Here is a 25,198-nt window from a genome sequence, read left to right as displayed (position 1 = left end):
CAACATGCTAGCCGCGACCGCCGCGGTCGGGCGGCCGTAGCCGCCTGGGTGGGGCCCGCCGACGCTCCTGTCGTGGGGCCCGCACCCGCCAACCCGGTTGCCGGCCCGGCCGGGGTCGATCATCCTGACCGGATGTCGGTACCGCCCCCGGGTCCGGACGCGCCCAGGATCATCCTGGTCGACGACCTCCGGTCGTTCGTCGACGGGCGCGCGGCCGAGGTGGTCCGCACGAGCGCCGCCGCCGTCGAGCTTCTCGAGCGCTGCCGCGACGGGCGGGTGGAGCAGCTCTGGCTCGACCACGACCTGGGCGGTGACGACACGGTCTGGCCGGTGGTGGAGGTGCTGGAACGGGCGGCCTTCGACGGCCGGCCGTTCGACATCGGTGCCGTTCACGTCCACTCCGCCAACCCGGCCGGCGCCGCGAAGGTGGCCCAGGTGCTCCGCCGCTGGGGTTACCGCGTGCGCCTCACGCCGGGCTCCCCCGACCTGGCGTACTGAACGTGCCGCCGGTCATCGACGTCTACGTGTGGGTCCCGACGGCCGGGGCCGACGTGCTCACCGCGTTCATCGACCGGTACGTCGACACCGCGCGGCCCGGTGACGACCGGCTGGACGCGTTCGTCCGCGCCTACGTCGACGGCACCGCCGACGCGGCCGACCGGGCCGCGCTCGCCGACCTGCGCCGGTCCGACGACGATCCCGGCTTCTCCCTCTACCTGCGGGCCCGCGGCTACGACGGCGCGATCATCACGGTGACCGACGAGCGGGCCGTGGTGCTCGGCCTCAGCCTCGACGATCCGGACGCGTCCCCGCTCGTGGCGGCACGGGCCCGCGCGCTGCTCGACCGGCTCCGCGACGAGTTCGACGCACCCGCGGGGTGCGCCGGCACGGAACTCGCTCCGGCGCACTCCCGCGAGGAGTGGGAGTGCGGCGACATGGTCCAGTGGCGGTCCGGCGCCCTTCCGTAGACGGGCGTCACAGGCCGGCGAGGAACGCCCGTACCCGCTCGTGCACCATTGCGGCCGCGTCGGCGTCGTAGGCCGGCACGCTGCTGTCCAGGAAGAGGTGGCCGTCGCCCGGGTAGAGGAACAGCTCGCCGCGGGTCGAGGTGGAAACGATGGCGCGGGCGTACGCGATGTCGCCCTCGCCGACGAAGAAGGGGTCGGCGTCCTTGGCGTGCACCTGCACGGGCACCTCGACGGGCCACGGCGTGCCGAAGTAGTCGGGCGGCGCCGCGGACTCGAACAGCAGCGCGCCGCGCGCGCCCGGCCGGGTCTGTGCGAGCTTCTGCGCCACCATCGCGCCGAACGACATGCCCGCGTGGACGAGGTCGGTCGGCAGGTGGTCGGCGGCGGCCACGCCCCGGTCGATCAGGTCGTCGAAGCCGACGCCGCGGATGTGGGCCATCCCCTCGTCGATGCTGTCGAACGTGCGGCCGTCGAACAGGTCCGGTGTGTGGACCTCGTGACCGTCGGCGCGGATCCGGTCGGCGAACGCGCGGACGCCCGCGGTCAGGCCCTGCGAGTGGTGGAAGAGCAGCACGTGAACCATGGCCTCACCGTACGACCGGTTCCGGACGGTCCGCGTCCGGAACGGGTCACCGGTTCCGGTTCCGGGACCTGCCGCCCGGCGACGCGACGCTGCCGGCCGGCTCCAGCCACGACGGTTCCAGCGGTCCGCCGGTCACCGCCTCGCCGGCCAGCAACGCGACGAGCATCTGCGCGATCCGGCGGCCGCGGTCGGCGACGCCGCGGCTGACCGTCGCCATCGACGGGTGGCTGTTGCGGACCAGGAGCGAGTCCTCCCACGAGATCAGCGACACGTCGGCGGGCACCCGGAGCCCGAGCGCCCGCGTGGCCGCCATCCCGGCCAGCGCCATCACGTCGTTGTCGTAGATCACCGCCGTCGGCCGTGACCGGGCGGTGAGCAGCCGTTCGGTGATCCGCGCGGCGTAGGGTCCGCGGTAGTGGCCGGCCACGACCGTCGACCGCTCGATCCCGTTGGCGCGGCAGGCGCGCAGGAACGCCTGGGTGCGGTGGGCGGTGTGCCGCAACTGCGGCGGTCCGGTGACGAACGCGACCGTGCCGTGCCCGATCGTGGCCAGGTAGCCGATGGCGTCGGCCATCGCGGGCAGCTGCCCGTCGCCGAACGGCGTCAGGTCGCCGACCACGGCCGGGTCGCCGTAGACGACCGCCGGCATGCCGATCTCGGTCAGGACGTCGATGCGCGGGTCGTCGTCGCGGAGGTTGCTCAGGAACACGGCGTCGACGCGTCCCTCGGCCCACCACCGCCGGTACAGGGCGGCCTCCTGCTCGACGTCGGCGACCTCGCGCAGGAACAGCTCGTAGGAGCTGCCCGACAGCTCCCCGGCCAGGCCGCTGGCCAGGGTCAGGTTGAACGGTTCGATGCCGAAGAGCCGGGTGGGACCCGCCATCGCGAAGCCGATCGCGCCGGCGCCCCGGCCGCGCACCGCCCGGGCCGCGGGTCGCGGTACCCAGCCGACCGTCTCGACCGCGGCGCGGATGCGTCGGCGCACCCCGGGCGAGACCCCGGGACGGTCGTTCAGCGTGTAGGAGACCGCGGCGGTCGACACCCCCGCGTGCCGGGCGACGTCGGCGATCGTCGGCCGTCGCGCCAGATGATCATGGTTCGGCACGCCGGAAGCCTAGCGCGCGCCGCCCCACGACCGGAAACGGTTTCGTCAGGCCGCGGCCAGGACGGCGCACGTGGCGGCGAGGCCGAGGGCCCAGCGCATGCGCAGCGCCGCCGTCTCGGGGTGGTCGCCGTACTCGGCGGCCACGAGGGCGGCGCAGCCCTCCGCGCCACCCCGCGTACGGAGACTGACGTCGATGGCGAGTGCCACCTGCACGGCCGTCGGCAGCTCCGACGGCTGAAGGTCGCTGGCGAACAGGGCCTCGGCCTGGATGGTCCCGGTCATTGTGCTCACCGCCCCGATGAGGATTGGCTTTCCGTGTGCCATCAAGGGTCCTGAATGGACGTCCGCGGCACATCCGGAGCACGCCCCGAGCCGTCCCCCGGGATCTTCCCCGAGCCGCCCCTGAGACCGCCCGGGCTTCCACCCGGACGCGAAGACCGCTCGGATACCGGGTCCGGGAGACGTCCGCCGTATGGCACCCTGAACGGCGTGACGGCGCCGGCGGCTACCGCCTCGACCATCGACGGGGGTGAACGTCCCCCGCGTCGGTTGCGCCCCGCCCCGGTCACCGTGGTGGCGTTCGGGATGATCGCGGTCGCGGTCGCCGTACGGGCGTGGACCGCCTCGCGGGGGTTCCTGATCCTCGACGACTTCATGCTCGCCTCGCGGGCGATGGAGTCGGACCTGTCGCCCGGCCATCTCTTCACGTCGGTCAACGACTCGCACGTGATGCCGGCCGGGCTGCTGGTCATCTGGCTCGTCACGCACGCCGTCGGGCTCGCGCACTGGCCGTACGTCGTGCTGCTCGCGGTCGGCTACGCCGCCATCGGGATCGCGTTCCACCGGCTGCTGCGGACCGCGTTGAGACCGGGATGGGGTCAGCTGGTTCCGCTCGGGCTCCTGCTGTTCAGCCCGCTGTCGCTCGAGGCCACCTCGATGGCCCTCACCGGCCTGACGGTGCTGCCGATGATGCTGGCGGTCGTCCTGGCGATGGGTGCGCAGATCCGCTACGTGCGCACGCGTCGCCGGCGCCACCTGGTGACGCTGGCGGCGTCGATGGTCCTCGGCCTGCTCTTCTTCGAGAAGGCGCTGCTGATCGCGCCGCTGGTCTTCCTGCTCACGGTGCTGCTGTTCACCACCGGCGGACCGGTGCGGGCCACGCGCGACGCGGTACGCCGGTTCCTGCCGGCCTGGCTGACGCTGACCGCCGTCTGTCTCGGCTATCTGGCGCTGTACACGAGCATCATCAGCTCCTCGGCCAAGGAGCCCACGTCGGCCGGGACCGTGTTCACGTTCTGGCACCAGCTCATCGGCTACACGCTGGTGCCGGGGCTGTTCGGCGGCCCGTGGCAGTGGCTGCCGTCCGCCGATGTCGCACCGCTCGTGGCGACCGGCGTGCTCCCCCGCGTCCTGGCGTGGGTCGCGCTCGCGGCGGTGATCGCGGTGACGGTCCGCGCGCGGCGTTCGACCGCGGTCCGGGCGTGGTTGCTGCTCCTGGCCTACGTGCTGCTCGTCTGCGCGCTGTTCACGCTGACGCGGCTGAGCACCGACTTCGCCGCGTGGGTCGGCCTCGCGCCGCGCTACGTCTGCGACGTCCTGGTGGTCGCGGCGTTCTGTCTCGGCGTCGCGCTCATGGGACTGCGTGACACGGTCGACGCGCCACCCGCCGAGCCGCGGCGACTCCCGGCCTTCCTCCGGCTCCCGGCGCTCCTCCGGCTCCCGGCGCTCCTCCGGCGTCAGGCGCGGCCGGCCGTCGCGGTCGTGCTCGTCGGTCTCGTGGTCAGCGCGGCGGGGAGCACCGTCGGCTTCGGCGACCTGTGGGCGCTGAAGAACGGCCGGGACTTCCTGCGGACCGCGCAGGCCGAGCTGGCGAAGGCGCCCGCGGGAACGGTCTTCCTCGACGCTCCGGTGCCCGAGACCGTGCAGGCGCCGTTGTTCTACCCGTACCACATGTACTCGCGGTTCTTCCTGCCGGCGAAGCGGCGGCCCACGATCGTCGACATGGCCGAGAAGCCGTCGGTGTTCGACAACTCCGGCCGGATCCGGCCCGCGTGGGTGCGGGGCGTCGACATCAGGCCCGGCGCCGACCCGTGGTGCAGGACGCACAAGGTCGCCGGTGGCGGCGGGGTCCGGATCCCGCTCGCCAGCGCCGTCGGTGACCGGCGGTGGATCGTGCGGATCGGCTACCTCAGCGGCGGTGGCGGCGAGACGGCGGCGATGCTGCGCCTCGGTGACGGCACCCGGTGGTTCACCGTCCAACCGGGTCTGCACCAGCTCTTCTTCACCCTGGACGGTAGCGGCGGCGAGGTCGAGCTGACCCTCATGGACCCCGACGTGTGGGTGTGCACCAACGACATCACCATCGGCGAGGCCGTGGCCTGGCCGTGACCGGGCCGGACGCGGAGTGGTGGGATCTCGGGGGCGGGTCCGGGGTGACGGTCGGCCGCCTGCTCGACAGCGTCGACGCCCGGCCGGCGGCCTGGGACGAGATCGAGTCCCGGCTCGTCGTCGAGGACGAGTGCTGGTGCCCGGCCGGATACGCCGTCCTGCCGGAACTGGCCGCGCTCGCCCGCCGCGACGACCACCGCGACCGCGCCCTGCGGCTGGCCGCGACGATCGTCCGCTCGCTGCACCGGTGCGACGAGTTCGACGACCTCGCACGCGCCGCCTCGGACCACGTGGCCGCGCTGCGCGGGACCGCCCGGGCCGGGCTGGCCGCCGGACCGGACTTCCTCGAACGGTTGCGGGACGCGGTCGCCCTCGCCGGGTACACGTTCTGGGCCGCGATCGACATGGACTTCACCGACGAGCACTACCACGTCGGCTGCCCGCACTGCGCCACCCGCCTGGCCGTCGTCATCGGCGACTACGGCCACTACTCGGCGGTCCGCGACTTCCACGACGGCGACATCCACCGGGTGCCGCTGCTGCCCGCCGACCCGCGGGACCTCACCGGGATCGGCCGGTGGATGCACGCGGCCGCCGTCGCCGCGGGTGAGCCCGTCATCGCCGACGGCCTCACGTACCTGTTCGGCCGTGCCGGCTGCGGCGCGTGCGGCAGCGTGTTCCCGGTCTCCGACTGGTTCGAGGCCGAGAACGGCCCGAGCCAACCGATCGACCCCGTCGTCCCGCGGACCGACCGCTCGGCCTGACGTGGTAATGCTTGTGGATGCCCTCCACCGTGCGACCGTTCCGGCTCACGGCGGGCGACCACGTCCGGCTGGTGTCGCCGGCGAGCACGCCGACACCCGAGGGCGTCGCGGACTGCGTGCGGTTCCTCGAGGGTCTCGGCCTGCGGGCGACGGTCGGGGAACACGCCCTCGACGCGCACGGCTACCTGGCCGGCACCGACGGGCACAGGCTCGCCGACCTCAACGACGCGCTCCGGGACCCCGACGTCACGGCGGTCGTCGCGACCCGCGGCGGCCGCGGCGCGTACCGCATCGCCGACGGCCTGGACTTCGCCGCCGCGGCCCGTCATCCGAAGCTCGTCGTCGGATTCAGCGAGATCACCATCCTGCTGCTCGCGCTGTGGAACCGGTGCGGGATACCGGGGATCCACGGGGCGGTCCCGGCCGCGGACACCTCGTCGTTCCTCAGCGCCCTGTTCACCACCGACGGTGTCACGGTGCGCCGCCGCGCGGACGAGCCGACCGGGGCGCTGACGACGACGGGCCGGGCGTCGGGCGTCCTGCTCGGCGGTAACCAGGACATGGTGGCCACCGCGGCCGGCTGGGCGCTGCCGCGCCTCGACGGGGCGATCCTGCTCCTGGAGGGCCACGGCATGGGGCTCGGACAGATCGACCGTCAGCTCACCATGCTCACCAACGCCGGACGGCTCGACGGCGTCCGGGCGGTGGCCGTCGGCCAGTACACCGACTGCGGACCGGCACAGGGCGGCTGGACCGCGGTCGACGTGCTCCGCGACCGGCTCGGCCGGCTCGGCGTGCCGATCCTCGGCGGCCTTCCGATCGGGCACGGCACCCGACCGGTGACGGTTCCCGTGGGCACACACGCCACGCTGGACGCCGACGCGGGTGAGCTCGTCGTGGGCTCGGCGGTGCTATGAGAGGCCGGCGGCGAGCAGCCGGCCGCGTGCGGCCCACACCCGGTCGGCGGTCAGGTCCGCGCGGACGGCCGGCGGCAGGCCGCGCCACAGCGCGTGGACGACCGGTCCCTTGCCCTTGCCGCGGGCCCGCCGGTCGAGCTCCCACGCGTACGTCCACACGGCCAGCGGCTCCGCGAGATCGGCCCGCCGGGTGATCCGGCGCAGCGCTTCCCCGGTCACCACAACGCTTTCCGCGGACAGCAGGTGCTTCACCGCGAGGGTCCGCGCGGTCGCGACGCCCTCCCGCGGCAGCCGGCCGGGACGGACGCCGCGCACCAGATGGGTGGCGACGAGCCGGCCGTCGAAGTGGACGTGGTCGATGCGGAACGAGGTCTCCAGGAACGACGCGAGCAGCGCCGCGAACGCGCCGTCGACGGTCGGCGGAAGCAGGTCCGTCGGAATCCGGTGCCGGTGCCGGGCGATCCAGGCGGGGACGGACCGCGCGTGACCCAGCTGCGCCACCGCGTCGGGGTCGAGCAGCGCGGGGTCCTCCGCGCACGCCCGGCCGAGCCACAGCAGCAGCCCGTACGCCCGGGACTGCCGCTCGAGCAGCGACGCCACGTCGGAACGGGTGAGCATGACGGTCAGGCTGGCACCCGCCGGCCCCGGCGGGCAACGCGATTCGGGACCGGCCGGCGTGCGCGCTGAGCGGCAACGGGCGGCGACGTTGATCGCCGCGGTCGGGCTGCCGGCGTTCATGGTGCAGCTGGACAACCTCGTCGTCACGACGGCGATGCCGGCGATCCGGTCCGCGCTCGACGCCTCGATCGGCGACCTGCAGTGGATCGCCGACGCCTACACGCTCCCGTTCGCGGCCCTGCTGCTGCCGGCGGCGGCCCTCGGCGACCGGTTCGGCCGGCGTGCGGTGTTCCTCGCCGGCGTCGCGACGTTCGTCGCCGCGTCCGCCGCCTGCGCGCTGGCGACGACCGCCGGCGCGTTGATGGCGGCACGGGCCGTTCAGGGTGCCGGCGGCGCCGTCGTGGTGACGTTGTCGCTGATGCTGGTCGTCGCGTCGGTGCAACCCCGGCAACGCGCGGTGGCGATCGGCGTCCTGAGCGCGTTCCACGGGCTGGGCATCGCGATCGGGCCGGTGCTCGGCGGCGCGGTCGTGCAGGGTCTGGACTGGACCTGGATCTTCTGGCTCAACGTACCGGTGGGGGTCGTCGCGGTCGTCGTCGCCGGTGCGCTGCTGGCGGAGTCGTACGGGCCGCCGGTCCGGTTGGACCCGGGCGGCATGCTCCTGCTCGCCGCCGCGATCTTCGCGCTGGTGTGGGGTGTGGTGCAGGCACCGGTCCACGGCTGGACCTCCGGCCGGGTGCTGGCCGCGGTCGGTGCCGGTGCGGTGCTGGCCGTCGGGTTCGTCGGATGGGAGCTGCGCGCACCGGCACCGATGCTGTCGGTGCGGCTGTTCCGGTCGCGGGCGTTCAGCCTGGTCAACTCGCTCGCGTTCACGTTGAACGTCGGCGTGTTCGGCGGCATCTTCGTGCTCGCCCAGTTCTTCCAGGTCGTGCAGGGCCACGACCCGCTGGAGGCGGGCCTGCGCACCCTCCCCTGCTCGCTGGCTCCCCTGGTCGCCGGTCCCGCGGCGGGGTGGCTCGCCGGCCGGTTCGGCGCGGTCCCGCTGATCCTCGCCGGACAGGCGATGGTGACCGTCGCGTGCTGCTGGATGGCCGCGGTCTTCTCCACCGACGTCGCGTACCCGGCGCTCGCCGTCCCGTTCCTGCTGGCCGGCGTCGGGCTGGGCGTGAGCTACCCGCCGATCAGCACGGTCGCGATCGACGCCGCGCCACCCGACGCGGAGGGCATGGCGATCGGCACCAACAGCACGGTGCGGGAGCTGGGGGTGGCCGTCGGCGTGGCGGTGCTCGTCTCGGTGTTCGCCTCCTACGGCGACTACACGCGGGCCGCGTTCGTCGACGGTCTCGTCCCGGCGCTGCTGACCGCGGCCGCGGTCGTGTCCGTCGGTCTGGGACTGGCCGCGTTCCTTCCCCGGTCCCGGACCGGCGAGTAGGTTCGCATCGATGAACGCGACCCTCCTCGCCACGATGGTCGAGCGCCTCGACGCCGCTCCCCGGGCGCCGCTCTACACGTTCCTCGACCGGCACGGCAGGGAGGTCGACTCGGCCGACCGCGAGGAGATCGTCAGGCGCGCGGCGGGAACCGCCGACCTGCTGCGGCGCGCGGGGGTCGGTCCCGGCGACCGCGTCCTCCTCGTCTTTCCCCCGGACGGCCTCGAGTTCGTCGCGGGCTTCTTCGGCTGCGTGCTGCTCGGCGCCGTCGCGGTGCCGGTGGCGAGCCCCGACCCCCGGTACCTCGGCCGGGAGCTGCCGAAGCTGCGCCACGTCGCCGGGGACTGCGGCGCGCGCGTCGCGCTGACGCACGCGAGGTACCGCGCGCTGACGAGGCTCGCGTCGGTGACCGACCGCGTGCGCCGGCGCGCGAACCCGGGCTGGCCCGAGCTCACCTGGCTGCTGTCCAACCGCGTCAGGCGCGCGGAGCCGGCGGCGGCCGCGGCCGCGCTCACCCGCGCGGCGGACACGTTCGGACCGGACGACGTCGTGTACCTGCAGTACACCTCCGGTTCGACATCGGCGCCCAAGGGCGTGGTCGTGCGGCACCGGAACCTCGCGCACAACCTGGAACTGATCGCGCGCAACACCCGGGTGGACGACGGGTCGGTGCTCGTCGGCTGGGTGCCGTTGTTCCACGACATGGGGCTCGCGGGCGGGATCCTGACGGCGATGTACACCGGCGCGCGCTGCGTCGCCTTCTCCCCCCTGACATTCCTCGCGGTGCCCGACCTGTGGCTGCGGGCGGTCGACCGGTACCGCGGGACGCACGTCGCCGGGCCGAACTTCGGCTACGACTACATGCTGCGCGGGCTGCCGGACGGGGCGGCGCTCGACCTGTCGTCGCTGCGCGCCACGCTGCAGGGCGGCGAACCGATGCTTACGGCGACGATGGACCGCGTCGGTGCCGGGCTGGCGGGCATGCGCTTCGATCCCGCGTCGTTCTGCAACGTCTACGGCATGGCGGAGGCCGTGCTGTTCGTCAGCGGTCAGGTCGGCACCGGGCCGACGCGGCTGCGCGCGGACCGGGCCGTGCTCGACCGCGACGGCGTGGTCGTGCCGCCCGCACCGGACGCGCCCGTGGCGACGCTCGTGGGAAGCGGCGTCCCCGACGCCGGACTGGGCGTGTCGGTGATCGCCGTCGACCCGGACACGCGGCGGCCCCGCCCACCCGGTGCCGTCGGCGAGCTGTGGGTCTGCAGCCCGAGCGTGTCCACCGGCTACTGGGGATGGACCGACGAGGAGAACGCGTCGGTGTTCGCCGCGCGCCCGGCGACCGACGACGATGACGGGCGACGGTTCCTGCGCACCGGCGACCTCGGGGTGGTCGGTGACGACGGCGAGGTGTTCGTCTGCGGCCGGCTCAAGGACCTCGTCATCGTCGGCGGTCGCAACATCCATCCGCAGGACCTGGAGGCGGCGGTCGTCGCGGCGGACCCGGTTCTCCGGCCCGGCAACGCGGTCGCCTTCGGGGTGCCGGTCGACGGCGTCGAGCGCGTCGTCGTGGCCGCGGAGGTGCGGCGCCGGCACCTCGACGGCCCGCTCGACCGTGCGGCGTCGGCGATCCGGGCCGCGGTGGCGGCGCACTGCGGCGTGCAGTGCCACGAGGTCCTGCTGCTGAGGCCGGACAGCCTTCCGAAGACGACGAGCGGAAAGCCGCGGCGCGGCGAGTGCCGGCGACGCTGGACGGACGGAACATTGCGCGCGTCGGCGCTGACCGGGCAGCAGACGCCGGCGGCCGGGCAGCAGACGCCGGCGGCCGGCGCCGCGGAGGGCGGGTACGTCCTGCGCCTGCTGCAGACCGAGATCGCCGACGTGCTGCAGGCGAGCGGTCCGGACGACGTACCGGTGGACGTGCCGCTGCGCGATCTCGGCCTGGACTCCCTCGGCCTGATGGATCTGGCCCGGCGCATCGGGAACCGCACCGGGGCGCATGTGCCGCCGGCGGACGTCGGTGCCGGCGCGACCCTGCGGGACCTGGCGACGTCGGTCGTGGAGCGGTTCGCCCGCGAACCGGCCGTACCGTCCGCGCCGTCCGCGCCGTCCGACGAGCCGGGCGGCCGCGAGGCGGGCGGCGACGTCCCCCTCAGCGCCGCGCAGGTGGTCGCCCTGGAGCGGGGGCAGTGGGACTGGTGGAACCGCGCGGTCGTGCTCGACGTGCGTCGCCGGCTCACCGCGGACCAGCTCCGCCGCGCCGCGTCCGCTCTGGTCGACCGGCACGAGGCGCTACGCCTGCGGTTCCGGCGGGTCGACGGCGGCGCTGCCCCCGGCGTCGTCCAGCGGTACGGCGACGTCGAGGGCAGCGTCGCCGTCGGGTCGGTCACGCTGCGCGGGTCCGACGCGCTCGTGCCCCTGCTCGACGACGCGAACCGCCGGCTCAGCGTGGAGCACGGCCCGGTGATGCGGCTCCTGCTGCTGGAGGACGGACCGGAGCAGCGCGTCTTCGTCACCGTGAACCACCTGGTGATGGACGGCGTCACCCTCGGCATCCTGGTCGACGACCTCGACCGCCTCTGCCAGCTGGGGCTGCGCGGCGAGCGCCTCCAGCTGCCACCGGCGTCGGCGCGGTTCGAGGTGTTCTCCCGCTGGATGCACGGGTTCGCCCACGCCGGCGCCACCGCCGATCTGGACTTCTGGGCCGGGCAGCTCGCCGTGCCGCCACCCACCGCCTACGACTCGAGGACGCATCCGGACGTCAGGCTCAGGGATCTGGCGTCGACCCGCCAGCACCTGGGTCCCGACGAGACGCGCGCGCTGCGCGCCGTGCGCGCCGACGGCGTCCACGTGCCGATCGCGACGACGCTGCTCGCCGCGCTGCTGCGCACCGCGCACCGCCGGTGGGGATGCGACCGGCTCGTCATCGAGCTGTTCAGTACGGGACGGCAGCCGGCGGTGCACGGCCTCGACCTGTCCCGCACGGTCGGTGACACGCACTGCACGTTCCCGCTCGCGTTCGACGGCACCGCCACCCAGGCTCCGGAGGAGACGGTGGCCGCGGTGGCGCGGCGGCTCGCCGGGGTGCCGTCGGCGGGCCTCTCGTTCGACGCGCTCAAGTTCCTGAACACCGATCCGGCCGTGCGGAACCGCATCCTGCGGGAGCCGGCACCGACGGTGGGGTTCAACTTCCAGGGCGAGGCGCCGACGCGCAGCGCCGGCGGCCTGTTCTCGCTGCGCGACTCCCCTCTGGGCGGCCTGTGGGACCCGGAGGGCGGCGTACGGCAACCACCGCTGTACCTCGAATGCTCCGTCGTCGGCGGAGCCACCCGCCTCGACTGGGAGTACCTGCCGCGGTACCTGGGTTGGTCGGGCCCGGAGATCGAGGAGTGGACGACCGCGTTCCGCGCCGAGCTCGCCGCCCTGGTCCCCGACGCGGACGCCCGGCGCTGACGGTCGGCGGATCGTCGCCGCCGCGTCGGTCGGTGGGCAATCCGGTTGCGGCGCGTCGGGCGGGCCGGTCAGGGTGGGACCGTGTTCGACTACCCGGCCGGCGTGCCGTTGGGCATGGTGACGCACGACGCCGTCCGCGGCCTGTCGGTGGAGGAGATCTCGTTCGACGACGGTGACGGCGGCCGGAGCGTCGGCACGCTGGTCACCCCGCCCGAGCCCACCGGCACCGGCGTCATCATCGCGCACGGTGGGCAGGCCGACGGCCGGCGGTTCTTCATGACCGAGGCGCTGGCGCTCGCCGGTCTCGGCATGACCGTGCTGCTGCCGGTCACCGAGCTGCCCGACCACGGTGACATCGAGGCGACCAGCCGGGCGATCCGCCGGCACGTGCTGACCCACCGCCGCGGTGTCGACGTCCTCGAGACGGTCACCGCGGGCCGGGGGCCGCTGTACTTCTACGGCCACAGCGCCGGCGCCGCCCAGGGCGCGCTGCTCAGCGCCGTCGAGCCGCGCATCGCCGCGTTCTCCCTCACGTCGATCGGCTCGGGCACCGTCGTGCGGCTCGCGGCCGCCGAGCTGCCGCCGGGTTCCGCTGCGACCGACCGGTACCTGCGGGTCCTGGAGCAGTTCGACCCGGCGGTCGGGGTCGCGGTACCCGGACCGCGGCGGCTGCTGTTCCAGCACGGCCGCCGCGACCCGGTGGTGACCCTGGACGAGTCGCGGGCACTGTACGAGGCGGCCGCCGGTCCCAAGGAGTGGCGCGAGTACGAATGCGGCCACGACCCCGACGGCGACCCGCGCGCGGTCGCCGACCGGGCCGACCTGTTTCAGGCGTCGTAGAGCGCGTCCAGGAGCGCCGCGTGGCGCTGCTCCACCGCCCGGCGCCTGAGCTTCATCGACGGCGTCAGGTCGCCGCCCTCGACGGTCAGGGTGCTCTCCAGCACCCGGAACCGCTTGACGCTCTCCCACCGTCCGAGCCCCGCGTTGAGCTCCTCGACGCGCTCCCCGATGGCCCGGACCAGCCGGGGCGACCGGGCGATCTCGGCGTGTGTCGCGCCGGCGAGGCCGTTGTCCGCCGCCCACGCCCGCGCGGCGTCGGCGTCGAGGTCGACCAGCGCGGTGATGTACGGCCGGCCCTCGCCGTGCACCACGACGGTGCTCACGAGCGGGCAGATCGCCTTGAACCGCGACTCGACGTGCTGCGGCGCCACGTACTTGCCGCCGGCCGTCTTGATGAGGTCCTTCTTGCGGTCGGTGACCCGCAGCGCGCCGCGTGCGGTCACCTCGCCGATGTCGCCGGTGCGCAGCCACCCGTCGACGAGCGTCCCGGCGGTCGCCTCCGGCAGGTTGTGGTAGCCCTGCATCACCCCGGGTCCGCGCACGAGGATCTCGCCGTCCGCGGCGAGGGTGACCTCCGAGCCGGGTAGCGGTCGGCCGACGGTGCCGTGCTCCGGCCGGTCGAGCCGGTTGACGAGGATGCCGGCGGAGGTCTCGGTGAGGCCGTACCCCTCCAGGACGGGAAGGCCGATGGCGTCGAACCATTCGCTGATGTCGGCGGACAGCTTCGCGGCGCCGGAGACCATGTAGCGCATCCGGCCGCCGAAGCGGTCCCGGATCTTCGCGAACACGAGCCGGTCGGCGACCGCGTGCCGCGCGGCCAACCACGGTCCCGGCGCGGCACCGGCGGCCCGGCGGCGGGCCGCCTCGAGCCCGACCCCGACGGCCCAGTCGAACAGCCGGGCCTTCACCCCGCCGTCGCGGTGGGCGGCCGCGACCACACCCGCGTGCACCTTCTCGAAGACGCGCGGCACCGACGGCATCAGCGTCGGCCGCACGACCGGCAGGTTGGTGATGATGCGCGAGACGTCGCCGTCGACGACGGCGGCGTGGCCGACGGCGATCTGGGCGGCGAGCAGCCCTTTGCCGAACGAGTGCGCCATCGGCAGCCACAGGTAGCCGACGTCGTCGGGGCCGGCGAGGCCGGTCGCCTGCGTCGCCAGGGCCTGGTAGAGCCAGCTGCGGTGCGGCAGCCGGACCCCTTTGGACCGGCCGGTGGTCCCGGAGGTGTAGATGAGCGTCGCGAGGTCGTCGGGGCGCACGGCGGCGGTGGCGTCGGTGACCGCGGTCGGCGCGGCGGCGAGCAGGTCGCGGCCGCGCTCGCGCAGGGCGGCCAGCGTCGTCACACGGTCCATAGTGGACGGTGCGGGCCCGTCGACGAGAACGACCCGGTCGACCGGCGAACCGGCGGCCAGCACCGCGTCGAGGTGACCGGTGTTCTCCACGACGGCGACGCGGCTGCCGGAGTCGGCGAGAATGTGCACGACCTCGTCCACTGTGGACGTCGGGTAGACCGTCGTGGTGGCGGCGCCGGCGCACATGATCCCGAGGTCGACCTCGATCCATTCGACCCGGGTCGATGCCATGATCGCGACCCGGTCCTCGCGGGCGACGCCGAGGGCGAGCAGGCCGGCGGCGATCTCCCCGGCGACGCGGCCGGTCTCGGCCCACGTCTGCGAACGCCACCCGCCCGCGCCGTCGGGCCGCCGGTACGCCTCGGTGTCCGGCGTGGTGGCGACGCGGTCGGCGAACAGCGCGCCGAGCGAGGCGGGCGACCGGCGCTCGAGGTCGGGGAACCGGGCGAGTTCGTCGGCGGGAGCGGTGCAGGCGGTCGTCATCGCTACCTCCGCGGTACCTACGAGTTGTAACTTACGACCCGTAGGTTAGCGGTCCTACACTGCCGTTGTGAAGACCGTCACAGGACCGGACGAGCCACCGGTCACCGCCGACGCGCTGCGCACCGGACGGCGCCGGATGACCCGGGCGGCGCGGGAGCAGCAACTGCTCGACCTCGCCGAGGAGCTGTTCCTGGCCAACGGGTACGAGCGCACCACCATCGAGGACATCGCCCGCGCGGCCGGCGTGACCCGACCCGTCGTCTACGAGCACTACGGCAGCAAGGAGGGCATCCTCCTCGCCTGTGTGCGCCGCGCGCGGCGCCAGTTCGACAGCGACCTGATGAAGGCGGTCGCCGGCACCGACGACCCGCTCGAACAGCTACGCCGCGGCGCCGACGCGTACTACCGGCTGCTGGAGCGCGACCCCCGCCGGTGGCAGCTGCTGTTCGGTCCCGGCGGCGTCGTCAGCAGCGCCCTGGGCGAGGAGCTGACCCGCGAGCGGTTCCGCACCGTCAACCTGCTCGCCGACCTGTTCGAGGCGCACCTGCCCGGGCACGACCAGCAGCAGGTCGACGCGTTCGCCCACGCCTCGTCCGGCAGCGCCGAGCAGCTCGGCCACTGGTGGCTCGCCCACCCGGACATCAGCCGGGAGCAGGTGGCGCGCTACTTCGTCGACAACGTGTGGGCGAGCTTCCAGGCCCTGCGTCAGCAGACCCGGACGGCCAACGTGCAGGCGTCGTCGTCGGGGCTCGCGTAGGGCGCCAGGTCGCGCAGCCGGGACATCTGTCCCGCCGTCGACATGGCCGACAGGGTCCGGCCGATCGCCTCGGACGGGTCGACCGTGCTGCCCGGCCGGTGCTCGACGAGCCCGTAGGTGTAGAAGAGCACGAGGTCGCCGGGTACAGCTCCTCCTCCGGGGCCACGTCGATCCGCACCCGCTCGGAGCTCAGCTCGTACGTGTCCCACTCGGAGTCGGTGTGGCGCAGCCCGGGAAGGTCGTCGGAGAGCACCCGGACGGCGTCGTCGGGCGACAGCGTCACCGGGGCGTGGACGCACAGGTGCCGCGCCTCCTGGTAGGTCCGGTCGCGCCACTCCTCCCCGTCCTCGAAGCGGCACCAGCCGCCGAGCCGGCGGCGCAGCCCGACGATCAGGTCACCCCGGCAGTACAGGCGCGTCGGCAGCTCCGGTGGAACGACGGCGACGTAGCAGGCCGCGGCGTCCGTCGGGATGGAGGCCGCCCGCCAGCGCTCGTCGGTGCGCCCGATCGGCCCGCACAGCCGCGTGTTCGGGCCCAGCAGCAGACCGTCCGGATCGCGGACGGGCCGCGGCGACCACTCCCGCGCACTCCGCTCGACCGCGTCGGGACCGACGCCGTCCGGAGCGCCAGCACGGGGTTGCGGCGGAGCTGGCGCACCGCAGGATCGCGGCGGAGCCGGTCGAAGAGAGGCATCCGCTCATGGTGGCCGGATGACCCACCATCGGGGAAAACGGTGTCGGCATCACGACCGCGGCGTGAGCCGGTGGGCGAGGTCGACCAGGTCCGCGGCGACGACATCCCAGTCGGACCCGGGGGCCAGGTCGGTGGTCTGCGCCGGTCCGTGCTCGGTGGGGCGGGGGACGAACGCGGTGGCGAGCCCGACGGCGCGGGCGGCGGCGAGGTCGTCGTTGTGCGCGGCGACCAGCATCACCTGTGCGGGTTCGAGCTCGAGCAGGGTGACGGCGCGGAGGTAGGCCTCGGGTTGCGGCTTGTACCGGCGGGTGACGTCGGAGCCGATGACGACGTCCCAGGGCAGTCCGGCGTGGCGCGCCATCCGGGCGAGGAGGCCGACGTTGCCGTTGGACAGCGGTCCGATGATGCGGTGCCGCCGGACCAGGGTGAGCCCCTCGACGCTGTCCGGCCACGGCGGCAGCCGTTCCCACGCCCGGTTGAGCCGGTCGGTCTCCGCCGGGGTGAGGCGCAGCCCGAACTCGTCGAGCGTCGCGGTGAGGTTCTCCCGGTGGAGCCGGGTGAGCGTGGTGAACGGCCGGTCGCCGCGCCGGACGGGCTCCATGGACGTCTGGTACCGCGCCCGCCAGGCGTCGGCGAAGGCGTCGGCGTCGATCCCGGTGTGATGGGCGCGGACGGCCGTGCTGATCCCGGTCCGCCAGTCGACGACGGTGCCGAAGGTGTCGAACAGGACGGCCTGTACCGCGCTCATCGTCGTCACGCTAGCGGTCAGGTGGCCCGGCGGTAGGCCCGCATGGCGAACAGGTACGCGACCACCGCGATGCCGACGCACCACCCCAGCGCCACCCAGATGTCGGAGCCCACGGGCCGGTCGTTCAGCAGCGACTGCAGGGTCTCCACGAGCGAGGTGACCGGCTGGTTCTCCGCGAAGACCCGCACCGGCGTCGGCATGGTGTCGGTCGGGACGAACGCGGAGCTGATGAACGGCAGGAAGATCAGCGGGTAGGCGAACGCACTGGCGCCGTCGATGGACTTCGCGGTCAGCCCGGGGATGACCGCGAGCCAGGTCAGCGCCAGGGTGAACAGGGCCAGGATGCCCGTCACGGCGAGCCAGGGCAGCACGCCGACGCTCGACCGGAAGCCCATCGCGACCGCCACGAGGATCAGGATGACCACGGAGACCGCGTTGGACACCAACGAGGTCAGCACGTGCGCCCACAGGATCGCCGATCGACCGATGGGCATCGAGTGGAACCGGGTGAACAGCCCCTGCTGCACGTCGGTGAACAGCCGGAACGCCGTGTAGGAGATGCCGCTGGCGATCGCGATCAGGAGGATGCCCGGCAGCAGGTACTGCACGTAGTTGTCGGTGCCGGTGCGGATCGCGCCGCCGAAGACGTAGACGAACAGCAGCATCAGCACGAGCGGCGTGATCGTCACGGTGATGATGGTGTCGGGGCTGCGCAGGATGTGACGCATCGAGCGCCCGAACAGGATGCCGGTGTGGCGCAACGTTGTCATGACTTCCCCACGATGGCTAGAAAGATCTCTTCCAGGGACGGCTGCTTCTCGACGTACTCGACCTTCGCGGGCGGGAACAGCCTCTTGAGGTCGGCGAGCGTGCCGTCGGCGATGATCCGTCCACCGTGGAGGATCGCGATCCGGTCGGCGAGCTGCTCGGCCTCGTCCAGGTACTGGGTGGTCAGCAGGATGGTGGTGCCGCCGTCGGCGAGCTCCTTCACCGTCCGCCAGACCTCGATGCGCGCCTCCGGGTCCAGGCCGGTGGTCGGCTCGTCCAGGAAGATCACGGCGGGTGAGCCGACGAGGCTCATCGCGATGTCGAGGCGACGGGTCATGCCGCCGGAGTAGGTGCCGGCGCGGCGGTCGGCGGCGTCGGTGAGCCGGAACCGGTCGAGCAGGTCGGCCGCCGCCTTCCCGGGGTCGGCGACCCCGCGGAGCCGGGCGATCAGCACCAGGTTCTCGCGTCCCGTCAGCATCGCGTCGACGGCGGCGAACTGGCCGGTGAGGCTGATCGACTCGCGGACCCTGCCGGCCTGGGTGACCGGGTCGAACCCGCCCACCCGCACGGTGCCGCCGTCGGGTCGCAGCAGCGTCGCGCAGATCCTGACGACGGTGGTCTTGCCGGCGCCGTTCGAGCCGAGCAACGCGAAGATCTCGCCGCGTCGCACACCGAAGTCGACGCCCTTCAGGACGTCCAGGTCGCCGAAGGACCTGCGCAGTCCCTCCACCCGGATAGCGAGGTCGGTCATGGTGATGGGTCCTTCCGGGAGCGCTGGATGGTGATGTCGCCGTAGGTGGTGCGGCCGCGTACCTCGACGGTCTCGTCGGTCTCGGCGGGGCGGTCGGCGGGGTCGAGCAGGTTGCGCACGTGTCCGAAGCCGGTGTCGAGGTCGAGCCACGCGGCGGTGCCGGCGGCGATGCCGATCTCCAGCTCGCCCATCGACGACGCGAGCACGACCTCGCCGCGGGCGATCTCGCCGAGACGGATGCGGCCCATGGACGTCTTGGCGTCGACACCGGCACCGGCCCGCCCGACGGTGATGTCGCCGTTGGCGCTGCGGACCCGCGCGTCGCCGGTCACCGCGTCGATGACGGTCTCGCCGTTGGAGTTCTTGACCACGGCCGCGCCGTCGACGCGTCCCACCTGGACCTTGCCGCTGCCGGTGCTGATCTCGGCGTCGCCGTCGACGGCGTCGACGGTGACGTGACCGGCGGACGTGCTCAGTCGCAGCGGGCCGGTGCGGTCGAGCCACACGTTGCCGGCCGAGCTCCGGAACCGGGACGCGCCCAGCCGACCGGTGCAGCGGAAGTCGCCCATCTGGGTCTCGGCCGACACCTCCGACCCGGTGGGCACGTCGACCGAGACCACGACCGACCGCGTCTTGCGGGAGAAGTCGAACATCCGTCCCTTGGGGCCGGTGATCCGCAGCGTGCCGTTGGCGTAGTCGACGCGGACCTGGCGGGCGGCCTGCACGTCGGACTCGTCGGTCTCGTCGCTCGGCCGGACCTCGACGACGGTGTCGGTGCGGTCGCTGGCGGCGATCCGCACGGCTCCGACGCTCAGCTCGACAGTGACGGATATCGATTTCGGTGTGTCGAAAGTTGGCATGGTTGTCCCCACTTCACGGGTCGGTGAGCTGTTTGTGCCGGTCGGAGCGCTAGCGGACCCAGCCGGTCAGGCGCCGGGCACCCTTCGCGCCGACCGGCTCGGTGCGCGGCGTGGGCTCGGACCGCTGCAGGGCGGTGGCCGCCGCCCGGGCGAGCCACGCGTTGACCGAGCGGCCCTCCCTGGCCGCGGCCTCCTCGATCGCGGCCTTGAGCTGCTCGGGCATGCGGACGTTGATCCGCGCGGCCGGGCCGTCCTCGCCGAGGAGCGGCTCGGCGCCGTCCGCCGCCGGGGCGGTGTCGCCGGCGGTGGACCCGGCCGGTTCGGTGGCCGGTGGCGTCACGACGAAGTTCGGGTCGCGGCCCCGCAGCCGCATCTCGACCGACCCGGGTGCCAGGTCGCGGGTGATCTCGTCGGCGGCGGCCGACAGCGCCTCCAGCAGCGTCATCCGGATCGCCGACTCCAGCGGACCGGTGAGGCGCTCGACCAGCGCACGCGCGTCCTCGCCGCCCGCCTCGGCCAGCGCGGCGAACTCGCGGCCGAGGTTGTTCACGTACGTGGTCAGATCCATGCGTGCCATAGTGGCACACTCATGGCACACCGACAAGGGGGTATGGCACACGATGGTGCCACCTTGGCACAGGCTGGTCAGTGCATGCGGCCCACGACGCCAACCAGCCGGGCCAGGTCGCGGCGCCGGCGCTCGTACGTCGTCGCCACGGCGACGAGGACCAGGCCGGCGGCGGCGAGCGGCGCCCAGCGCGGGATCAGGTCCCACACGAGCGCGACCTCGTGCACGGCCAGCAGTGCCAGCACGGCGCCGCCGACCACGAACGGCGCCCGCAGCCGCCACCGGGCACCGACCAGCACCACCGCCACCGCGGCCACCCCGAGCGCGAGCCGGCGCACCGGCGCACCCTCCTCGGGCATGACCACGGCGAGGCTCGGCGCGAACGCCGCGATCAGCGCCGGTCCGTACGCCGCCCAGCTGGACAGGCCGGGCCTGCGCCGCGCGGCGAGCCAGCCGGCCAGGGTCGCCACGGCCGCCGCCGGCACTGTGTACGCCTCGACGACCGACACCCCGTTCTCGGCCAGCAGCAGCCAGTACGCCACCAGTTCCACCGTGGTCGCGGCGACGACGCGGTAGCGGCGCGCGTCGGTGCCCTGTCCGGGGAGCAGTGCCCGCAGCCCGATCGCGAGGCCCCACACCGTGCAGATGCCGGCCGTGTGTCCACTGTGGCCGGTGGCCAGCACGAACGCGAGCGCCGCGGCCGCGTGGGCGGCCACCTCCAGGGCGCGCGCCTCCACGACGCGGGTCGCCGCCGCCGGTTGCCGCCACGCCTCCCACATGCCCGCGACCGCGAGCGCCACCGCCGCGGCGAGCAGCACCCGGTACGCGGTCAGGTGGGTCGGGAGGTCGACGGCCGCGCCGGAGGCGTAGGCGAAGGCCGTCCCGCCCGCCGCCGCGGTCAGCCACCCGGCGACACGTGCCGCGTGGGTCCGCCCGGCGGCGCCGCACACGGCGGCGACCACGACCACCGCGCCCAGCGCCGCGAGGGTCGTCGCCCGCGCGGCGAGCGACCCGGCGAGGCCGGCGCCGACGCTGCACACGGCCATCACCCCGGCGAACGGCAGCCGCGGCTGGCGGGCCCGCGGCACCAACGCGAGCAACAGCAACGTTCCGAGGCCGGCCGCGAGGCTGATGGCGGGAACGGTCGGCCAGGGAGCGTCGAGCGCGGTCGCCGTCGCGAGCGCGGTGAGTGTGGCCGGCGGCAGGGCCGCCGTCACCACGGTCCATAGTGGACGCACATCGGGGTGGGTCGGCGTCGCCCGGCCGGCCGCGTACCCCCATCCGAGCAGGCCGGCCGCGAGGGTGAGAATGCCGAGCGCGACCGCCGCCGGTCCCGCGTCGAACGCCACACCGGTGTCGAACATGAGGTCGGGCTGCCCGGGAGCCAACCCGCTGTCGGTGACGGTGCCCTCCCACACCGCCGCGAGCCACAGGTAGGGCGCCGCCCACACGAGCGCCGCTGTGGGGGTCACCGCAACGGCCGCCACCACCCCGACCGGCACCGCCCCGACGAGCAACCGCCGGGCCCCGGTCCCCACCGCGCCGGCGGCCGGCCGCTGGTCAGCCACGCCTGCGACCGCGCCGGCCACCACGACCGTGCACAGCACGGCCAACGCCGCCACCACGCCGAACGGCACGTCCGCGACGGCGACCGCGGCGGCCGTCACCCCGAGCCCGGCCGCCACCGACGCCCGGGCGGCGGCGAACGCGGACGCCGAACCCGCCACCCGGGGCACCACCAGCCAGCCCGCACCCGCGAGCAGGCCCACCACGGCACACCCCAACGCGACCGGGGTATGCGCGATCCGCACGGGCCCGGCGACGACCTCCCCGACCGCCGCGGCACACGCCGGCACCGCCAGGACGACGAGCGTCACCGCGACGGTGCGCACCACCGGCACCCGCGCCAGCACCGCGACGACCGCGCCGCCGACCACCACCAGGCCCGTCACCGCCGCGGTGCCACCCGGGCGCCCGAGTCCGGCCGGGACCGCGTGCGCCACCAGGACACCAGCGCCCACGCCGAACACCGCCGCCGCCCGCGTCCCCGACGCCCGGGCGACGACGACCGCGAACGCCGCGGTGAGCGCGCAGTCGACGAGGGCCGGGGTCCACCACGGCACCGGGAACACGGCCGGCGCGGCCAACGCCACGAGGACGGCCGCCCCGACGCCGACGACCGCGGGTCGCCCGGCCGCCGCGTACCGGTGGACGAGGACCGCCGCCGCGGCGGCGACCATCACGACCGCGGCCGGAAGCTGCCAGTCGAGGACGGTCGAGGTCCGGAGGGAGGCGTGCCAGGCGGGGAACCCGCGCACGGCCGTGGACCCCGCGGCGTGGACGACGAGCCCGGCGACCACGAGACCGACCCACCCGGTCACGACGAGTGCCCCCGCCGCGGGCCCGGTGCCGGTCCAGCCCCGTCGCCGGGCGACGAGGGGGTTGGCCGTGGCGGCGGCGACCGTGAGCGTCACCACCGCCGCGGCCACGAGGGCGTGGTCCGGCCAGGCGACCGCCGCCGCCCACACCGCGGCACCGGCCCACCCGACCACCGCGAGCGACGCCAGCAGGGCCGCCACGGCGGACGCCGGGACCCGGGTGGCCGCGAGCATGAGCACACCGGCGACGACGGTCGCGGCGCCCGCGGCCCACAGCGCCTCCGGCACCGAGCCGGCGACGGCGAGTGCGAGCAGCGTCGACCCGGCTGCCACGGCCCCCGCGACGGCGGCGAGCACCCACGCGAGAACCCGCCACGCCAGAGCGACGCCGTCCCCGGCGGCCGGCGCGGCATCGGCCGGCGGCGCTTCGGCCGCTGTGTCCGATCGCCCGGGCTCGCCGCGGCCACGCACGCCGACGCTCGCGGCCATCACGTCGGGGCCCGCCACCGCCGCGAACACCGCCGCCCACGCCGCGGGACCCAGCCCGTACGCGGCCACCAGCAACGGAACCACCGGCTGAGCGACCACCAGCGCCACGAACCGCGGACCGGCGAGCCCGGTCACCGCCGCGTATCCGGCCGCGACGACCACCGTGACGGCGGCGACCAGCCCCGCGTACGTGGTGGGGTCGACGGCGTCCGCCAGCCCGAACAGGTTCACGCGGTGCGCGGCGTAGCCGTCGAGGACCACGAGCAGGAGCCCGAGTGCGGCGAACGTCTCGGCCGTCGCGGTCAGGCGCCGGCGCAGGACCAGCGGGGGCACGAGCATCGTCAGAACGGTGACGGCCGCCAGGATCGCCGCCCGCCCACCCACGCCGAAACTGGCCCAGGCCACCGCCGTGAAGACGACGGCCGCGCTGCCCAGGAGCAGGCCGCCGAGGATGAAGAGCAGGTTCTGCACCGTCCGCGGCGACGCCTCCGGCGCCGGTCCGACCTCATGCCGTCCCGGCCAGGGCTCCGCACCGACCGGCGGTGCCGCACCGACCGGCGCCGCGCCACCGGCCGACGACGCCGCGCCGCCGCCCGGAGCCCGGACGCCGCGGGATCGGACCGCGCCCACCAGCACGTGGTAGCGCGTCCACGCGAGCCGCACCTGCTCCATCAGCTGCAGGTGGTGGCGGCGGGCCGCCTCCGCCGCCGCGGTCAGGTTCCGGATCTGGACCGCCAGGTCGGCCAGTTCCCTGCCCTCCGGCTCGGGCGGACCACCACAGGTGCCGCACCCCCGGACCGCGTCGGCCGTGGCACCGCACCGCGGGCACGCGTACGCCGTCGAGCCGTCACCGGGAAACCCCTCCACCATGGCGTACAGCATCGACGGTGCGGTGCCGGCGGACATCGGTACGGATACTCAGATCCGTACCCGCGGGCTCACAGGTCCGGGACGGTGAGCGAGATGCGGTCGGTGTCCGACGGCCAGTTCGGCACGACGAACTCGTGGACGCCGCCCGACGCCCGCGACCGGACGCTGACCGTCACGGTGCCGCTGCCGCCGGCGGCCGCCGGGACGTAGATGTCCGCGGCGGTGATGAAGGTCTCGTCGAAGTCGGGGATCGACGTGGTCAGGTCGGTGCGCCGGTCGGAGTTCTGGTCGTGGGCGAAGACGCCGATCGCCCGCTTGTCGCGTGGCGCGGTGACCGCGTTGACGATGTTGGTGCCGTTGACGCTCAGCGTGTCGCCGGACGAGCCCTGGTCGCCCCACCACTCCTTGTACCGCGTGATCGACAGCGCGCTGTGCGCCGGGCCGACGGGTACGCGGGCGCCGATGCCCTCGCCGGGACGGTTGGTCAGCAGTCGCACCAGCCGGTCGGTGCGCTGCAGCGGCGCCAGATAGTGGTGCTGCACCTGCCCCGAGCCCTGCGCGAGCGCGAACTCGTACCGGGCGGACGGGCTCGCGGTGAACGGCCCGAACGACCCGTCGGCGCCGATCGTGAACGACGCGACCGGTCCACCGGTGCGCCGGCCCGTCGTGGCCGAGACCTCGTAGACGGTCAGCCCCATGCCGGCGGCGCCGACGTTGGAGGGGAACAGCACCGCCTGGCCCGACACCTGCACCGGGCCGGTCTGCGCCACCACGGCCGTGGTCTGCGGTGCCGATCCCGTGAAGAACCGGTACATCCGGGAGAAGGACTGCGCTGACGTGACGGTCTGGGTGTGCGACTGGTCGCGCTGGTACACGTTCTCGGCGCCGCCGATGCGCCGCAGCACCGAGCCCTCGCCCCAGATCGCCAACGTCGGCACGCCACCGGGCTGGCGCAGTGCGGTCGCGCCGTCGAGGTTCACGTAGTGCGCCACGCGCGCCGCCCGCGACGGGGTGTCGAGGTAGCTGTGGCTGAGGAAGGTACCGAGGGAGTGCGCGACCAGGTCGACCTTGTCGGCGCCGGTCTGCTGCAGCAGCGCCGTGATCTTCCGGTCGAGCCGGGCGAGCACGGCGGAGCTCGACTCGGCGCCGAAGCTGAAGTCGTAGTCGATGCCGTCGATGACCGCGGCCGCGTACCCGTTGCTGGCGAACCGCTTCGCCTGCGTCTGGAACTGCGCGGCCGATCCCGCCGCACCGTGCACGAACACGATGGGACGCGGTACCGCCGCGGAAGCCGGCCGACCCACGTCGAACACCGTCACCACGACGGCGGCCAGGACGACCGCCAGCAGGGCCGGAACGACCGCCGCCGTCCGGCGGAGAAGAGCAACCACGATGACCTCCCGGGGGGTGGGGTGGTCTGT

The 25,198-nt window shown here is 74.3% G+C and carries 22 protein-coding genes; 9 read left to right on the top strand and 13 right to left on the bottom strand.

What is annotated here, in order from left to right:
- Positions 1 to 132 precede the first annotated feature (132 nt).
- The gene (locus tag Voc01_RS35275; RefSeq protein WP_203931990.1) at positions 133 to 498 is read left to right on the top strand and encodes a cyclic-phosphate processing receiver domain-containing protein; all 366 of its coding nucleotides are present in this window, start codon (positions 133 to 135) and stop codon (positions 496 to 498) included.
- Between the two features lie 2 nt (positions 499 to 500).
- Positions 501 to 968, top strand: a complete 468-nt coding sequence (locus Voc01_RS35270; protein WP_203931989.1) for a hypothetical protein — start codon at positions 501 to 503, stop codon at positions 966 to 968.
- Between the two features lie 7 nt (positions 969 to 975).
- On the opposite strand, the gene Voc01_RS35265 is transcribed toward Voc01_RS35270, so the two are convergent.
- From Voc01_RS35265 to Voc01_RS35255, 3 genes are read right to left on the bottom strand one after another with little or no spacing between them, the layout of a single operon-like run.
- Positions 976 to 1,551: a dienelactone hydrolase family protein gene (locus Voc01_RS35265; protein ID WP_203931988.1), complete on the bottom strand. Its 576-nt coding sequence runs from the start codon at positions 1,549 to 1,551 to the stop codon at positions 976 to 978.
- A 46-nt stretch (positions 1,552 to 1,597) separates the two neighbouring features.
- Complete coding sequence (locus Voc01_RS35260; protein WP_203931987.1) at positions 1,598 to 2,656, bottom strand: LacI family DNA-binding transcriptional regulator; 1,059 nt, start codon at positions 2,654 to 2,656, stop codon at positions 1,598 to 1,600.
- A 45-nt stretch (positions 2,657 to 2,701) separates the two neighbouring features.
- Positions 2,702 to 2,938: a hypothetical protein gene (locus Voc01_RS35255; protein ID WP_203931986.1), complete on the bottom strand. Its 237-nt coding sequence runs from the start codon at positions 2,936 to 2,938 to the stop codon at positions 2,702 to 2,704.
- Between the two features lie 207 nt (positions 2,939 to 3,145).
- Here Voc01_RS35255 and Voc01_RS35250 point away from each other — a divergent pair, with 207 nt between their 5' ends.
- Genes Voc01_RS35250 through Voc01_RS35240 form a run of 3 tightly spaced genes read left to right on the top strand, consistent with a single transcriptional unit; the run spans position 3,146 to position 6,725 of the window.
- The gene (locus Voc01_RS35250) at positions 3,146 to 5,044 is read left to right on the top strand and encodes a hypothetical protein (protein ID WP_239160701.1); all 1,899 of its coding nucleotides are present in this window, start codon (positions 3,146 to 3,148) and stop codon (positions 5,042 to 5,044) included.
- Complete coding sequence (locus tag Voc01_RS35245; protein ID WP_203931985.1) at positions 5,041 to 5,808, top strand: hypothetical protein; 768 nt, start codon at positions 5,041 to 5,043, stop codon at positions 5,806 to 5,808. Before Voc01_RS35250 ends, Voc01_RS35245 begins: the two co-directional genes overlap by 4 nt.
- A 17-nt stretch (positions 5,809 to 5,825) precedes the next feature.
- Positions 5,826 to 6,725: a S66 peptidase family protein gene (locus tag Voc01_RS35240; RefSeq protein WP_203931984.1), complete on the top strand. Its 900-nt coding sequence runs from the start codon at positions 5,826 to 5,828 to the stop codon at positions 6,723 to 6,725.
- On the opposite strand, the gene Voc01_RS35235 is transcribed toward Voc01_RS35240, so the two are convergent.
- A complete protein-coding gene (locus Voc01_RS35235; RefSeq protein ID WP_203931983.1) occupies positions 6,720 to 7,343 on the bottom strand; it encodes a hypothetical protein in 624 nt (207 codons plus the stop codon). The genes Voc01_RS35240 and Voc01_RS35235 overlap by 6 nt on opposite strands.
- On the opposite strand from Voc01_RS35235, the gene Voc01_RS35230 reads away from it, so the two are divergent.
- The 3 genes from Voc01_RS35230 to Voc01_RS35220 all read left to right on the top strand — a co-directional run bounded on the left by Voc01_RS35230 (position 7,342) and on the right by Voc01_RS35220 (position 13,060).
- The gene (locus Voc01_RS35230) at positions 7,342 to 8,775 is read left to right on the top strand and encodes an MFS transporter (protein WP_203931982.1); all 1,434 of its coding nucleotides are present in this window, start codon (positions 7,342 to 7,344) and stop codon (positions 8,773 to 8,775) included. The genes Voc01_RS35235 and Voc01_RS35230 overlap by 2 nt on opposite strands.
- 10 nt (positions 8,776 to 8,785) lie before the next feature.
- On the top strand, positions 8,786 to 12,220 hold the full coding sequence (locus tag Voc01_RS35225; protein WP_203931981.1) for an AMP-binding protein: 3,435 nt from the start codon (positions 8,786 to 8,788) through the stop codon (positions 12,218 to 12,220).
- Between the two features lie 81 nt (positions 12,221 to 12,301).
- A complete protein-coding gene (locus tag Voc01_RS35220) occupies positions 12,302 to 13,060 on the top strand; it encodes an alpha/beta hydrolase (RefSeq protein WP_203931980.1) in 759 nt (252 codons plus the stop codon).
- Here Voc01_RS35220 and Voc01_RS35215 read toward each other — a convergent pair.
- The gene (locus tag Voc01_RS35215) at positions 13,048 to 14,895 is read right to left on the bottom strand and encodes an AMP-dependent synthetase/ligase (protein WP_203931979.1); all 1,848 of its coding nucleotides are present in this window, start codon (positions 14,893 to 14,895) and stop codon (positions 13,048 to 13,050) included. The genes Voc01_RS35220 and Voc01_RS35215 overlap by 13 nt on opposite strands.
- A gap of 67 nt (positions 14,896 to 14,962) precedes the next feature.
- On the opposite strand from Voc01_RS35215, the gene Voc01_RS35210 reads away from it, so the two are divergent.
- Complete coding sequence (locus tag Voc01_RS35210) at positions 14,963 to 15,652, top strand: TetR/AcrR family transcriptional regulator (RefSeq protein WP_203931978.1); 690 nt, start codon at positions 14,963 to 14,965, stop codon at positions 15,650 to 15,652.
- On the opposite strand, the gene Voc01_RS35205 is transcribed toward Voc01_RS35210, so the two are convergent.
- The 8 genes from Voc01_RS35205 to Voc01_RS35170 form a co-directional block, all read right to left on the bottom strand.
- The gene (locus tag Voc01_RS35205) at positions 15,601 to 15,783 is read right to left on the bottom strand and encodes a hypothetical protein (RefSeq protein WP_203931977.1); all 183 of its coding nucleotides are present in this window, start codon (positions 15,781 to 15,783) and stop codon (positions 15,601 to 15,603) included. The genes Voc01_RS35210 and Voc01_RS35205 overlap by 52 nt on opposite strands.
- A gap of 611 nt (positions 15,784 to 16,394) precedes the next feature.
- Positions 16,395 to 17,093: a haloacid dehalogenase type II gene (locus Voc01_RS35200; RefSeq protein ID WP_203931976.1), complete on the bottom strand. Its 699-nt coding sequence runs from the start codon at positions 17,091 to 17,093 to the stop codon at positions 16,395 to 16,397.
- A gap of 17 nt (positions 17,094 to 17,110) precedes the next feature.
- Entirely contained in the window at positions 17,111 to 17,863 is a 753-nt protein-coding gene (locus Voc01_RS35195) for an ABC transporter permease (protein WP_203931975.1), read from the bottom strand.
- Positions 17,860 to 18,612: an ABC transporter ATP-binding protein gene (locus tag Voc01_RS35190; protein WP_203931974.1), complete on the bottom strand. Its 753-nt coding sequence runs from the start codon at positions 18,610 to 18,612 to the stop codon at positions 17,860 to 17,862. Before Voc01_RS35190 ends, Voc01_RS35195 begins: the two co-directional genes overlap by 4 nt.
- Positions 18,609 to 19,412, bottom strand: coding sequence for a DUF4097 family beta strand repeat-containing protein (locus Voc01_RS35185; protein ID WP_239160700.1), 804 nt, complete (start codon positions 19,410 to 19,412; stop codon positions 18,609 to 18,611). Before Voc01_RS35185 ends, Voc01_RS35190 begins: the two co-directional genes overlap by 4 nt.
- Positions 19,413 to 19,521: 109 nt before the next feature.
- On the bottom strand, positions 19,522 to 20,040 hold the full coding sequence (locus Voc01_RS35180; RefSeq protein WP_203931972.1) for a ribbon-helix-helix protein, CopG family: 519 nt from the start codon (positions 20,038 to 20,040) through the stop codon (positions 19,522 to 19,524).
- Between the two features lie 77 nt (positions 20,041 to 20,117).
- Entirely contained in the window at positions 20,118 to 23,813 is a 3,696-nt protein-coding gene (locus Voc01_RS35175) for an SCO7613 C-terminal domain-containing membrane protein (RefSeq protein WP_203931971.1), read from the bottom strand.
- A 32-nt stretch (positions 23,814 to 23,845) separates the two neighbouring features.
- A complete protein-coding gene (locus Voc01_RS35170) occupies positions 23,846 to 25,168 on the bottom strand; it encodes an alpha/beta fold hydrolase (protein WP_203931970.1) in 1,323 nt (440 codons plus the stop codon).
- Positions 25,169 to 25,198: the final 30 nt, after the last annotated feature.

It is taken from the genome of Virgisporangium ochraceum, from assembly GCF_016863655.1.
In the GTDB taxonomy this organism is placed as follows: Bacteria; Actinomycetota; Actinomycetes; order Mycobacteriales; family Micromonosporaceae; genus Virgisporangium; species Virgisporangium ochraceum.
Note: the sequence above shows the minus strand (reverse complement) of the source record. Positions and strands in the feature narration are given on the sequence as shown.

Excerpts from the sequence above, each read along its gene's own strand:
- Voc01_RS35200 (WP_203931976.1), bottom strand. The coding sequence starts at position 17,093 with ATGAGCGCGGTACAGGCCGTCCTGTTCGACACCTTCGGCACCGTCGTC.
- Voc01_RS35265 (WP_203931988.1), bottom strand. The coding sequence starts at position 1,551 with ATGGTTCACGTGCTGCTCTTCCACCACTCGCAGGGCCTGACCGCGGGC.
- Voc01_RS35235 (WP_203931983.1), bottom strand. The coding sequence starts at position 7,343 with ATGCTCACCCGTTCCGACGTGGCGTCGCTGCTCGAGCGGCAGTCCCGG.
- Voc01_RS35225 (WP_203931981.1), top strand. The coding sequence starts at position 8,786 with ATGAACGCGACCCTCCTCGCCACGATGGTCGAGCGCCTCGACGCCGCT.
- Voc01_RS35190 (WP_203931974.1), bottom strand. The coding sequence starts at position 18,612 with ATGACCGACCTCGCTATCCGGGTGGAGGGACTGCGCAGGTCCTTCGGC.
- Voc01_RS35240 (WP_203931984.1), top strand. The coding sequence starts at position 5,826 with ATGCCCTCCACCGTGCGACCGTTCCGGCTCACGGCGGGCGACCACGTC.
- Voc01_RS35275 (WP_203931990.1), top strand. The coding sequence starts at position 133 with ATGTCGGTACCGCCCCCGGGTCCGGACGCGCCCAGGATCATCCTGGTC.
- Voc01_RS35215 (WP_203931979.1), bottom strand. The coding sequence starts at position 14,895 with ATGACGACCGCCTGCACCGCTCCCGCCGACGAACTCGCCCGGTTCCCC.
- Voc01_RS35180 (WP_203931972.1), bottom strand. The coding sequence starts at position 20,040 with ATGGATCTGACCACGTACGTGAACAACCTCGGCCGCGAGTTCGCCGCG.
- Voc01_RS35230 (WP_203931982.1), top strand. The coding sequence starts at position 7,342 with ATGACGGTCAGGCTGGCACCCGCCGGCCCCGGCGGGCAACGCGATTCG.
- Voc01_RS35175 (WP_203931971.1), bottom strand. The coding sequence starts at position 23,813 with ATGTCCGCCGGCACCGCACCGTCGATGCTGTACGCCATGGTGGAGGGG.
- Voc01_RS35255 (WP_203931986.1), bottom strand. The coding sequence starts at position 2,938 with ATGACCGGGACCATCCAGGCCGAGGCCCTGTTCGCCAGCGACCTTCAG.
- Voc01_RS35195 (WP_203931975.1), bottom strand. The coding sequence starts at position 17,863 with ATGACAACGTTGCGCCACACCGGCATCCTGTTCGGGCGCTCGATGCGT.